The sequence below is a fragment of the Streptomyces yangpuensis genome (assembly GCF_001005295.1).
Taxonomy (GTDB): Bacteria; Actinomycetota; Actinomycetes; order Streptomycetales; family Streptomycetaceae; genus Streptomyces; species Streptomyces yangpuensis.
Map to the genome: position 1 here is coordinate 63,798 of NZ_LBMK01000005.1, position 13,335 is coordinate 77,132.

2 protein-coding genes and 1 pseudogene are annotated in these 13,335 nt (G+C 72.3%); all 3 read right to left on the reverse strand.

The genetic code is table 11. The features are described 5' to 3' along the window. Nucleotides 1–14: 14 nt before the first annotated feature. A complete protein-coding gene (locus AAT21_RS24260; protein ID WP_235439207.1) occupies nucleotides 15–1,613 on the reverse strand; it encodes an MFS transporter in 1,599 nt (532 codons plus the stop codon). A gap of 301 nt (nucleotides 1,614–1,914) precedes the next feature. Further along, nucleotides 1,915–12,524 (reverse strand): SDR family NAD(P)-dependent oxidoreductase (locus AAT21_RS39300; RefSeq protein ID WP_167350625.1); only part of this gene is annotated, 10,610 nt, incomplete at its 5' end. Between the two features lies 1 nt (nucleotide 12,525). Continuing rightward, nucleotides 12,526–13,334, reverse strand: a pseudogene (locus tag AAT21_RS39305) (beta-ketoacyl synthase N-terminal-like domain-containing protein); the annotation flags it as partial. Nucleotide 13,335 lies beyond the last annotated feature (1 nt).

Consider the following 13,335-nt stretch of genomic DNA (forward strand, 5'->3'; position numbering starts at 1 on the left):
TCCGGCGGGACCCGTCACACGGTGGATCGGGACTCGGATGTGCGAGCCTCTTCGCGGTCCGGCTCCGGTGCCGGGGCCTTCTTCTTTCCGGCAGCAGGCAAGGTGACCAGCAGCACGGCCGCTCCGAGGAGTGCGATGGCCGCGATCCAGCCCGCGCCGACGTGCATGGCGTGGACGAACGCGTCATCGGCAGCCTGCGCGAGAGAGGGCTGGTGGATGGTGGCGGCGACGTGGCGGGCCTGTTCGGCGGAAACGCGCGCCTGCTCCTGCACCGGACCGGATACACCCTCCAATGAGGGTTCGATCGCACGTCGGTACATGATCGACATGATCGTCCCGCCCACCGCGATTCCGATCACGCTGCCGGTCTGTCGCACGGTGTTGGTCACGGCCGATCCCGCGCCGGCCTGTTCCAACGGAAGGTCGCTGATGAGTGCGGCCGTGACGGGGCCGATCACCATGCCGATCGAGAGACCCTGTACCAACAGCAGGATCTCGATCCAGACGAGCGGAGTGTGGAGTCCGAGGATCCCGTAGGCGCCCATGGTGAGCGCGGCCACGGTCAGCGCCGGCACGGTGACGAGGCGGAGCGGAAGGCTCCGGACCAGGCGCGAGGCGAGGGGTGCCCCCGCGAGCGCGCCGAGAGCGGTCGGGATATTGGCCAAACCCGCCTTCATGGGCGAAAACCCGAGCGCGCCCTGCAGGTAGAACGCGTTGTAGAAGGTGATGGCGGCCACGCCGAAGAGCAGCAGTCCGAGCGCCACATTACCGCCGCCGAACGCACGTTGCGCGAACAGCCGCGGGTCAAAACTGGGCGCCTTGAGGCGCAGCTCGACGAGTACGAAAACGGCCAGAAGGACGAGACCGGCGACGATCGGCGCCCACACGTCGGGGCGGCCCCACGCCGCCACCTGCCCCGCCCGGATCAGCCCGTAGGCCAATGCCACGAGCCCGCTGATCGAGAGCAGCATTCCAGCGGGGTCAAGCGGTCGCGGAACGGGGCTGCGGAAATTCGGAACCAGCAGGACGAGCCCGACGAACGCAAATGCCGCGACCGGGACATTGATCAGGAAGACCGAGCCCCACCAGAAATGATCGAGCAGGAACCCCGCCAGCACCGGGCCGGCAGCCATTCCGACACCGGCCGACGTGGAGAAGATGCCGATCGCGGCAGCCCGCGCGGGCCCGGTGAAGGTCCACATCAGAATGGCCATCATGGCGGGCGTGATCAGTGCGCTGCCCACCCCCATGGCGGCTCGAGCCGCGATCAGCTGGCCCGCACCGCTTGCGTACGCCGCCCACAGCGAGGAAACGGCGAAGATCACCAGCCCGCCGGAGAACACGGTCCGGTGACCGAACCGATCGCCCAGGGCGCCTGCGGTGAACATCAGCGTGGCGAAGGCCAGCGTGTACGCACCGGTCGCCCATTGCAGCTGACCGGGGTCGGCCCCCAGTCCGCGGACCGGGTCCGCAAGGGTCTCCAGCGCAGTGCTCAGGACGGTATTTTCGATCCAAATCAGCAGGGAACACAGCATGAGAATGGCAAGAATGAACTGCTGCCTGGACTTCGGTAACGCTAGAGGCGCGGCCATGAACACCTTCGAATATCGCACAGCGGGAACTCGACCGAGTGGAGAATAGGCAAGCCCCACAGCGCTGTCAAGCCCGAATTTTCTCACCAAAGGCTATTGCGATCGAACGAGCTGTATGCCTCTGCCGGATTTGCGGGCCGCGCATTTTTATGCCTCCGGCGGATTTGCGGATCGCGCACTTTTATGTCTCCGGATTTATGGGGCGGAGAATTTGACGTGCGGAGGGTTGTGGCTGAGTAGATTTCGTGCCCCGGTGAGCCCGGCGGCCTCTCGGAGCCGTCGAGGTTCCTCGACGGCTCCGAGAGGCCGGGACCCCCCGGCATCAATGGCCGCTGAGCGAATCGAGCCAGCGCCGCAGGTGCGCGGCGGTCTCCGCCACCCGGTCCTCGATGATCGAGAAGTGATCTGCCTCGATGTACTCGGCCGGCCCGCGGTGTAGCCAGTCGGGGACGGGGGCGACCTCCCCGAAGCTGCTCAGCGTCACGGTGGCCCGCAGGTTCAGCGTGGGCGCGGCGATCGGCTCGGCCTCACGCTCGGGGTAGATCCGCACGTAGCCGCCCATGGAGACCAGGCCGTGGTCGTCGACGGGGGTCAGCGCGTTGTCCCGGGACAGGATCTGCCCCAGCGCGTCGGTGAGCACGAGGCGGTTGAGATCGTGTTCATCCGGGGAGTAGGTGTCGATCATCGCGACACCCGCGAGCTCGCCGCCCCCGTCCTCGATCCGCCGGGCCACCGCATGGGCGATCGCACCACCGGCCGAATAGCCGATGAGCGCCACCGGGCCTCGCTCGAGTTCCGACGCGACGGACGCCGCGAGGCTCTCGATCGCCGCCGCCCAGGTCGCCGGCAGGTCCTCGCCCGCGCGCATACCGGGCAACCGCAACGCGCTGACCTGCCGCTCGCGGCCCAGTTCACGAGCCAGGCGGGCGAACTGGTGCGGGCCCGATCCGGCCAGGAACGAGGGGATGCAGACCAGTGCCGGTGCCGCAGCGCCCCGCGCCAGGAGCTGCGCGGCAGGGCGCCGTGCGGCAGCCTCGTCAGCGGAGTACGCGGGCATCAGGGCCGAGCCGGCGGTCAGCAGGGACATCGCCCCTGCCGGCTCACCGCGGCGATGGGCCGCCGTCACCAGGTCGGTGATCGTGCCGCGCACGCCGGCCGTTGCCTGTTCGACCACGCCGGTGTCGGCTTCCTCGATCTGCGAACACACCAGTTTCGCCACATCGGCGGCGGTCGGGTGGTCGAAGATCAGCGTCGACGGCAGCGTCAGCCCGGTCAGCTGTGCCAGCCGATTGCGGAATTCGACGGCGCCGAGGGAGTCGAAGCCGATCTCGGTGAACGGCGCGTGCGGGTCGACCGCGTCGCCGGACAGGTGGCCGAGGACCGCCGAGGCGACGTTGCGCACCTCTCGCAGGATCACGGCGTCGCGGTCGGCGTCGGTCAGTGCGGCCAGCTGTCGCGCCAGGCCGACACCGGTGGTCGCGGCGGCCGGGGAAACCCGGGTCCTGCCGCGCAGTACCGCGGGCAGTGTGCCGCCGCGCGCCAGGTCGCCGAGCGCCCCGGTGTCCAGCAGCGCCGTCGTGAGTGTCGCCCGATCGGTCGCCAGCGCGCTGTCGAACAGCGCCATCCCGGACTCCGGGTCGATCGGCAGCAGGCCCAGCCTGGCCCGGATCTGGCGGGCGTACTGCTCCGCGCCGTCCCCGCTGAGCACTCCCGCCATGCCGACGGTCCACAGGCCCCAGGCCAGGGAGTGCGCGGGCAGGCCCGCGCTGCGCCGCACGCGTGCCAGCGCGTCCAGCGCGCTGTTCGCGGCGGCGTAGTTGCCCTGTCCCTGTCCGCCGAGCAGCGGCGCGGCGGACGAGAACATCACGAACGCCGAAAGGTCCAGTTCGCGGGTCAGCTCGTGCAGGTGCAGGGCCGCATCGACCTTCGGTGCCAGCACACGTGTCGTCTGCTCCGCGGTCAGGGTGTCGAGGGTGCCGTCGTCCAGAACGCCCGCCGCATGGATGACGGCGGTCAGCGGGGCGTCGGTGTCGATGTCGGCCAACAGGTCGCGGACCGCGGTGCGTTCGCTGACGTCGCACGCCACGACCCGGACCCGGGCGCCGAGGCCGGTGAGCTCGGCGACCAGTTCGGCGGTGCCGTCCGCGGCGGCTCCGCGCCGCGATGCCAGCACCAGCCGTCGTGCGCCGTGCGCTGCGACCAGATGCCGGGCGACGATCGCGCCGATGCCTCCGGTGCCGCCGGTGATGAGCACCGTGCCGTGGTCGAACGACAGTGGCGCGTCGGCTTCGGTGGCGGGCAGCGGCTGCAGCCGCGGTGCCAGGAGCCGACCCCCGCGAACGGCCAGGTGCGGTTCGTCCCGGGCCACGGCGTCCGCGAGCGACGTGACCGGCAGGGCCTCGCCGTCGTGGTCGACGAGCAGGAACCGGCCCGGGTGCTCGGACTGCGCGCTGCGCACCAGACCCGCCACGGCGGCTCCGACCAGATCGGGTTCCTCTCCGGGCAGTCCGGCGGCCGAGCGCGTCACGATCGCGAGCCGGCCGGGGTGTTCGGCGCCCGTCCAGCCCTGCAGCAGTGCGAGCGTCGCCAGCACCCCGGCGTGTACGTCCTCCGCGCCGGTTCCGCGGGGCGCCGGCCACACCACCGTGTCGGGGGCGTCCCGCAGCACAGCGAGTTCCGCGAGATCGGCACAGCAGACCGGGGGCTCAGGGGCCCCGATGACCGCCGGGTCGCCGAGCACCACGACGCGCCCGGCGTCCGCCGGGGAGACGGCGGGCACGGGGGCCCACTCGAGGTCGAACAACGGTGCCGCGCCGCGCAGCCGGTCCAGCACCTGCTGCTCGATCGGCCGGGCCCGCACCGATTCCATGCTCAGCACGAGCGCACCGGTCGTGTCGACCGCTTCCACGGACAGGGTGTCCGCTGCGGTGCGGACGACCCGGACGCGCAAGGCGTCCGCGCCCGACCGGGCCAGCTGGACACCGTCGAAGGCGAAGGGCAGCGGCGTCCTGCCGTCGTGCCCGCTCTCGGTGAGAAGGCCGACAGACGCGTGGAACACCGCGTCCAGCAGGGCCGGATGCAGTCCGAAAGCGGTGGCATGCGCTGCGGTACCGGTGTCGAGCGCCAGGTCGGCGAAGACCTCCTCCCCGCGCGACCACGCGGCGCGAACGCCCTGGAACACCGGGCCGTACCCGAAGCCGAGGTCGCCGAGTGCGCGGTACACCTGCTGCCCGTCGACCGGATCGCCCGCCACCGGAGGCCACACCTGGGGCCATCCCGGCACGGCGGCCGGTACGGCCGGCGTGAGCAGGCCGCGGGCATGCAGCACCCAGGCCTCGGCAGCGCGGGCGTGGACGGCCACGGTCCGATGCCCGTCGGCGTCGGGTTCGCCCACGACGAGCTGAAGGTCCGCGGCACCGTCGGGCGTGAGCACCAGCGGCTCCGCGAGCACCAGTTCCGTCAGGCGCGGCACGCCGAGCCGGGCACCGGCGGCCAGAGCCAGCTCCACGAAGCCGGTACCGGGCATCACGACCGTGCCGAGGACGGCGTGGTCGGCGAGCCACGGATGGGTGCGCAGCGAGAGCCTGCCGGTGAACAGCCACTCGTCCGTGCCGGCGAGCTGCACCTGGGCGTGCAGCAGGGGATGGCCGACGGAGTCGGCGCCGGCGAGCGGCGCGGCGGCCTCCGCGGGCAGGAGCCAGAACCGTTCGTGCTCGAAGGGATAGGTGGGCAACGTGGTCCGTGCCTGCGGTCGGGCCCCGAAGTAGGCCGCCCACCGCACCGGTCGGCCCGCGCAGTGCGCGGTTGCCAGCGCGGCGGCCAGCTGCTCGGGTTCGGAGACCGTGCGACGGGATCCCGCGACCACCGACGTGCTCTCTGCGAGGTCCGCCGGGACCATGGCGCGGGTCATGGTCGTCAGGACCGCGTCCGGCCCCAGCTCGACGAACAGGCGCACCCCCGAATCGAGCAGTGACCGCACCGCCGGGGCGAAGCGCACTGCCTCGCGCACCTGCCGTGCCCAGTACTCGGGCGTACCCGACGAATCGTCGGCGAATGCGCCGGAGACCGTGGAGCACAGCGGTATGCGCGGCTCGTGATACGTCAGGCTCGCGGCGATCTCCGCGAACTCGGTCAGCATCGGATCCATCAAGGCGGAGTGGAACGCGTGGCTCACCCGCAGCCTGCTGGTCCTGACGCCCTCGGCCACGAGCCTCGACTCGAGCGTCGATATCGCCTCGGTGTTCCCCGAGAAGACCACCGCATCGGGTGCGTTCACAGCGGCCAGCGAGACGGCGCCGGCCGGCGACTCGGCGTGACCCGCCGCCAGCAGCTCCACGGCCCGTGCCTCCGGCACCGCGGCGGCCAGCATGCTCCCGCCCGCCGGCAGCGCCCCCATCAGCCGCCCGCGGGCCGCGACGAGTTTGCATGCGTCCGACAGCGACCACACACCGGCCACGTACGCCGCGGCCAGCTCGCCGATCGAATGCCCGGCCACCACGTCCGGCGTCACGCCCAACGACTCGACAAGGCGGTACATCGCGACCTCGAACGCGAACAGCGCGGGCTGGGCGTACTCGGTGCGGTCCAGCAGGGTTGCGGCGGTCGTGCCGCTCGCAGCGGCCGGCCCGCCGAACATCACGTCCCGCAGCGAATGCCCCAGGTACGCATCGAATTCCGCGCAGACCTCGTCGAGCGCTTCCGCGAATGCCGGGAACGCCCGGTACAGGCCGCTGCCCATCCCGGCCCGCTGCGCGCCCTGACCGGTGAACAGGAACGCCGTCGTGCCCGCCCGGCCGGCGCCGCCCGCGATGCCGGGGCCCCGCTCGTCGGCTGCCAGGCGCTCCAGAGCGGCCAGCAGCGTCTCCCGGTCCGGGCCCACGACGGCGGCGCGCTGCTCGAGCTGCGCGCGGTGCAGCGCCAGCGTCGCCGCGACATCGGCCAGGTCGAGCTCCGGACGTTCGCGCAGTGCGTCGTGCAGACGGCGCGCCTGGGTCCGCAGCGCGGCAGTCGTCCGCGCGGACAGCAGCAACGGCAGGGCCGCCGGGCGCGGCGGATCGACCGGGCCCGGCGGGGCCGCGGGTGCCTCTTCGAGGATCACGTGCGCGTTGGTGCCGCTGATCCCGAACGACGACACTCCCGCCCGGCGCGGACGCTCCCCGACCGGCCACGGCTCGGGCTCCGTCAGGATCCGTACCGCGCCCGCCGACCAGTCCACGTGCGGCGACGGCGTTTCGACGTGCAGGGTGGACGGCAGCACCTCGTGCCGCAGCGCCTGCACCATCTTGATCACACCGCCGACACCGGCAGCCGCCTGCGCGTGCCCGATGTTCGACTTCAACGACCCGATCCGCAGCGGCTCGGCGCGATCCTGGCCGTAGGCGTTGATCAGCGCCTGCGCCTCGATCGGGTCACCCAGCGTGGTTCCCGTGCCGTGCGCTTCCACCGCGTCGACCTCGGCCGCGGTCACCCCTGCGTTGACCAGTGCCTGCGCGATCACCCGCTCCTGGGACGGGCCGTTCGGTGCGGTCAGGCCGTTGCTCGCACCGTCCTGGTTGATCGCGCTGCCGCGGATCACGGCCAGCACCGGGCGTCCGTTGCGCTGTGCGTCGGACAGCCGCTCGAGGGCGAGCACGCCGACGCCCTCGGCCCACGACACACCGTCCGCAGCGCCCGAGAACGCCTTGCAGCGCCCGTCGGGTGACAGCGCCCGCTGCCGGGAGAACTCCACGAACAGCAGCGGGGTCGACATGACCGTCACCCCGCCGACCAGCGCCAGCGACGTCTCCCCGGCCCGCAGGGCCTGCGCCGCCACGTGCAGGGCCACCAGCGACGACGAGCACGCCGTGTCCACCGTCACCGCGGGTCCTTCCAGGCCGAGGGCGTAGGACACCCGGCCGGAGACGACGCTGCCGGCCGATCCGGTCGCCAGATAGCCTTCCGCGGCGCCGTCGGCGGCCTCGCGCGCCGTGTAGCCGTAGTCCTGGTACATGACGCCCGCGTACATCCCGGTGTCGCTGCCCCGCAGTGAGGTCGGATCGATACCAGCGTCTTCGAGCGCTTCCCAGGACGCCTCGAGCATCAACCGCTGCTGCGGGTCCATCGCCGCAGCCTCACGCGGCCCGATTCCGAAGAAGGCGGCATCGAAATCACCTGCGGCGTGCAGGAATCCGCCTTCCCGGGTGTAGATCTTTCCGGCCTTGCCGGGGTCGGCGTCGTACAGGCGGTCGAGGTCCCAGCCGCGGTCGCCCGGGATCGGGGTGATCGCGTCGACGCGTCCGGCGATCAGTTCCCAGAGCTGGTCCGGATTCTCCACGCCGCCGGGATACCGGCAGCTCATGCCGACGATCGCGATCGGCTCGTCGGACCCGGCCCTGGCGGTGGTCGAGGCGGGGCGCGGCCGCTCCGGCTCCGAACCGTCGACACGGGTGCGCAGGAAGCCCGCGACAGCGGCGGCGGTCGGATGGTCGAACACCAGGGTGGACGGGAGCGGAACACCTGTGGCGGCGGTCACCCGGTTGCGGAACTCGACCCCGCCGAGCGAGTCGAGGCCCAGTGCGGTGAACGGTGTTTCGGGGTCGACGGCGTCGGCCGACTCGTGGCCGAGGACCGCGGCGGCGATCGCCCGGACCTCGTCGTGGATCAGCGCCTCCCACTGTTCGGCGGGTGCGTCGAGCAGCCGCCGGCGCAACGGGCTGTCGGCGATCCGGCCGCGCGACGGTACGTGGATCAGGCCGCGCAGCACCGCGGGCAGCGTGCCCAGCCGGCCCAACGCGGTGAGGGCGGGAGTGTCGAGCAGCGCGGTCATCAGCAGCGGTTCGCCGCTGGTCAGCGCATGGTCGAGCATCTGCATGCCCGTGTCCGGCTCGATCGGGGACAGACCGAGACGCGTGCGGATCTGACGTGCCAGGTGTTCGGCGCCCGGGTCGTTCAGGGCCTCGGCCATGCCGCGCCTCCACAGCCCCCAGGCCAGCGAATGCGCGGGCAGACCGGCGTTGCGGCGCACCTGGGCGAGCGCGTCCATCGCCGCGTTCGCGGCCGCGTAGTTGCCCTGGCCGTGCCCGCCGAGCAGCGGCCCGGCGGAGGAGAACAGCACGAAGGCCGACAGGTCCATGTCGCGGGTGAGCTCGTGCAGGTGCCAGGCGGCATCGACCTTCGGGGCGAGCACCCGATCCACCTGCTCGGCGGTCAAGGTCTCGATGGTGCCGTCGTCCGCCACGCCCGCGGTGTGCACGACAGCGGTCACCGGTTCGTGTGCCGGTACGGATTCCAGCAGCTCCGCGACCGCGGCGCGATCGCTGACGTCGCACGCGGCAACGCGTACCTCCGCGCCCAGCGCGGTCAGTTCGGTGACCAGCTCCGCGACACCCGGCGCGGCGAGGCCGCGGCGGGAGGCGAGCAGCAGGCTGCGCACCCCGTGGCGGGTGACCAGGTGGCGTGCGGTCACGGCGCCCAGTCCGCCTGCGCCGCCGGTGATCAGGACCGTTCCGTCGCCGAAGTGCCCGCCGGGCGATTCGCCGGTGGTCGCCCGGACCAGCCGCGGCGCCAGCGTGGCGCCGTCTCGGACCGCGACCTGCGGTTCGTCCGTGGCGACCGCGGCGGCGATCCGCCGGTGCAGGTCCGCGGGGGCGTCGTCGAGGTCGAGGTCGAGGTCGACCTGCACGATGCGCCCCGGGTGTTCCGACTGCGCACTGCGTACCAGGCCGCGGACGGCCGCGGCGGCGAGGTCCGGCGACTCACCGGGCAGACCTGCTCCCCTGCGGGTCAGCACGACCAGCGTCGAGTCGGCGCAAGCCGGTTCGGCGAGCCAGTCGCGCAGCACCGCGAGGGCGTTGTGCACGGCGGTGCGGATGGTCGCGGGGACGTCGTCGTCGTCCGCCGTCGCCGTTTCGGGCGACCAGACGACAGCGGCGCCCGTGCGGCCCCCGCCTGTCGCGAACGCCGCGACGTCCTCGAACGTCTCGCCGCAGCCTGCGACGGGTCGGCCCAGTGCGAGCAGTTGCCGGTCCGATGCGCCGGGCTCCGTCACCGGCGTCCAGCCGAGGGCGTAGAGGGGGCTGCGGGCACCGGCGAGGGCGCTCGCGTCCGCGGGGCGGGCGAGCACGGCGTCGATCGACAGCACTGCGGCGCCGGAGGCGTCGCAGGCGTCGATGCGCACCTTCTCGGGACCCGAACGGATGATGCGGGCCCGGACCGCGGTGGCGCCGCGCCGGAACACACGGACGCCGCCGAAGGAGAACGGAAGCGGCAGCCTGCCGTCGGGAAGGTCCTCGGCGAGCACATCGATGGCGGCGTGGAAGGTGGCGTCCAGTAGCGCCGGATGCACCCCGAAGCCCGCCGCCCGGCCCGCTGTCGTCTCGTCCAGGGCCACTTCGGCGAACACGGCGTCGCCGCCGGTCCAGGCGGCGCGCACGTCCTGGAAGGTCGGGCCGTAGCCGAACCCCAGGTCGGCGAGCCGGTCGTACAGACGCGTTGCGTCGATCGACGTACCGTCGGCCGGAGGCCAGTCGGGGTCGGTCCAGGCCGGTGTCCCGCCGTCCGCGGGGGCGAGGGTTCCGGTGGCGTGCAGCGTCCACTCCGGCTCGCCCGGGCCGGACCCCGTGGTGTCCGTGATGGCACGCGAGTGGATCGACAGGCGTCGACGGCCGGTGTGGTCGGGCTCGGTCACCGAGACCTGCACGTCCACGGCGGTGGTGCCGTCGAACAGCAGGGGCGTCGCCAGGACGAGTTCGTCGACGACGGGCAGTTCCAGGCGGCTGCCCGCGGCCAGCGCGAGATCCACGAACCCGGTGCCGGGCAGAAGGATCGATCCGAAGGCCGTGTGGTCGGCGATCCACGGCTGGTCGGTGGTGGAGAGCCTCCCGCTGAAGAGCCATTCGTCGCGGCCGGCGAGCGGCGCGGCGACGCGCAGCATCGGGTGATCGAGCGCGCAGAGACCGGCGCGGCCCATGTCACCGAGCGCCCCTTCCTCGGGTTGCACCCAGTAACGGCGATGCTGGAAGGCGTAGACAGGCAGGTCGAGGTGGGTGGCCGGCCTTCCGGGTGACAGCGGCGCCCAGTCGACGGCAACGCCCGAGCAGTGGACGGCGGCGAGCAACCGCAGGAACTGGTCGACCTCGTCGACACGGCGGCGTGACGCCGCGGCGATCAGCGAGCGGGACGCGACCTCGTCGGTCACGGTCTGGCGGGTCAGCGCAGCCAGCACCGCGTCCGGTCCCACCTCGACGAATCGGCGCACGCCTGCGTCGACCAGTGACCGCACCGCCGGGGCGAACCGCACGGCCTCGCGCACCTGCCGCACCCAGTACTGCGGCGTGAGCAGTTCGGGACCGGCCGGTGTGCCGGACACTGTGGAGCACACGTCGATGCGTGGCGCCCGGTACTCCACCGACCTGGCGACCTGCTCGTACTCGGCGAGCATCGGCTCCATCAACGCCGAATGGAAGGCATGACTGACCGTCAGCCGGGTCGTCGTCACGCCCTCGTCCGCCAGCCGGTCCTCCAGTGCGGCGATGGCCGCCGTCCCGCCCGAGAACACCACGGCCGCGGGCGCGTTCACGGCCGCGAGCGAGACCGTCCCGGTCGCGATCAGCTCCAGCGCCCGCTCCTGCGACACCGCGGCGGCGAGCATGGCTCCACCGGTCGGCAGCGCGCCCATCAGTCGGCCTCGGGCGGCAACGAGGCGGCACGCGTCGGTGAGCGACCACACGTCGGCCACATGGGCCGCGGCCAGCTCACCGATCGAATGCCCGACCACCACGTCCGGGGTCACGCCGAACGACTCCAGAAGGCGGTACATCGCCACCTCGAACGCGAACAGCGCAGGCTGCGTGAATTCGGTCCGGTCGAGCAGGGGCATGCGCTCGGTACCGTCGGTGCTGTTCCCGGCACCACCGGTCCCGCCGAACACGACCTCGCGCAGCGAGACCCCCAGCAGGGCATCGAATTCCCCGCACACCTCGTCGAGGGCGGCGGCGAACACGGGGAACGCGGCTGCCAGCCCCGCGCCCATGCCGACACGTTGCGCGCCCTGACCGGTGAACAGGAAGGCCGTCTCGCCGGTGGTGGCGGCACCTGACACGACGTGCTGGGATGCCGAGCCCGCGGCCAGGGCCGTGAGGCCGGCGAGCAGACCGGCCCGATCGGTGCCGAGCACCGCGCCGCGCCGACCCAGCTGGGCGCGCGCAGTGGTCAGGACGGCGGCGACATCGGCGTCGTCCGCCTCGGGGTGGTCCGCGAGCCAGGCCAGCAGCCGGCTCGCCTGTGCCCGCAGGGCGGTCTCCGACTTGGCCGAGAGCACCCACGGTGCCGGCAGTGCCGCCGGGCCCGGGTCGGGCTGTCGGACGACAGCGTCCGGCCCTGCCGACGGATCGGCGGCACCGTCGCCCGGTGCCTCTTCGAGGATCACGTGAGCGTTGGTCCCGCTGATCCCGAAGGAGGACACGCCCGTCCGACGCGGACGATCGAGCTCCGGCCACTCGCGGGCGGCCGTCAGCAGTTTCACCGTGCCGGCCGACCAGTCGACCTCGGGGGTCGGTTCGTCCACGTGCAAGGTCGAGGGCATGACCCCCTTGCGCATCGCCATGACCATCTTGATCACGCCCGCGACACCCGCGGCGGCCTGCGTGTGACCGATGTTCGACTTCACAGAACCCAGCCACAGGGGGTTGTCGTCCCCACGGGCCTGGCCGTATGCGGACAGCAGGGCCTGCGCCTCGATCGGGTCGCCCAGACGCGTACCCGTACCGTGCGCCTCCACCGCGTCCACCTCGGACGCCGACAGCCGCGCGTTGGCCAGCGCGGCACGGATGACCCGCTCCTGCGAAGGCCCGTTCGGCGCGGTCAGCTGGCTGCTCGCGCCGTCCTGGTTCACGGCGGAGCCACGGATGACCGCGAGCACCCGGTGCCCGTTGCGCTCCGCGTCCGACAGCCGCTNGCCCAGCCCGTACCGTCCGCCGACGACGAGAACGCCTTGCACCGCCCGTCCGGCGACAACCCGCGCTGCCGGGAGAACTCCACGTACGTGCCGGGTGTCGCCATCACCGTCACGCCACCGGCGAGCGCCATCGAGCACTCGCCCTGCCGCAGCGACTGGGCGGCAAGATGGAGTGCGACCAGCGAGGACGAACACGCGGTGTCGACGGTCACCGCCGGCCCCTCCAGGCCGAAGGTGTAGGACAGGCGACCCGACGCGACGCTGCCCGCGCTGCCGGTCAGCAGGTAGCCCTCGAAGTCCTCCGGCGCACTGGGGGTCCGAGAGCCGTAGTCGTCGTACATGACGCCCATGTACACCCCGGTACGGGTGCCCCTCAGCGAGGTCGGGGCGATGCCCGCGTGTTCGAAGGCCTCCCAGCCCGTCTCCAGCAGCAACCGCTGCTGGGGGTCCATCGCCGCCGCCTCGCGAGGGCTGATGCCGAAGAACTCGGCGTCGAAGCGGTCCGCCTCGTAGAGGAAGCCGCCTTCGCGGGTGTACGAGGTCCCGAGGTGGTCGGGGTCGGGGTGGTACAGGTTTTCCAGGTCCCAGCCCCGGCCCTCCGGAAAGGGGCCCACCGCGTCGCGTTCGGCGCTCAGCAGCTCCCACAGGTCCTCCGGGGAGGCGATACCGCCCGGGAGCCGGCAGGCCATGCCCACGATCGCGATCGGCTCGTGGGCGCGCTCCTCCAGATCCTGCACACGCTGACGGCTCTCCCGCAGGTCGACCGTTGCCCGCTTGAGGTAGTCGCGAAGTTTCTGCTCGTTGTTCATG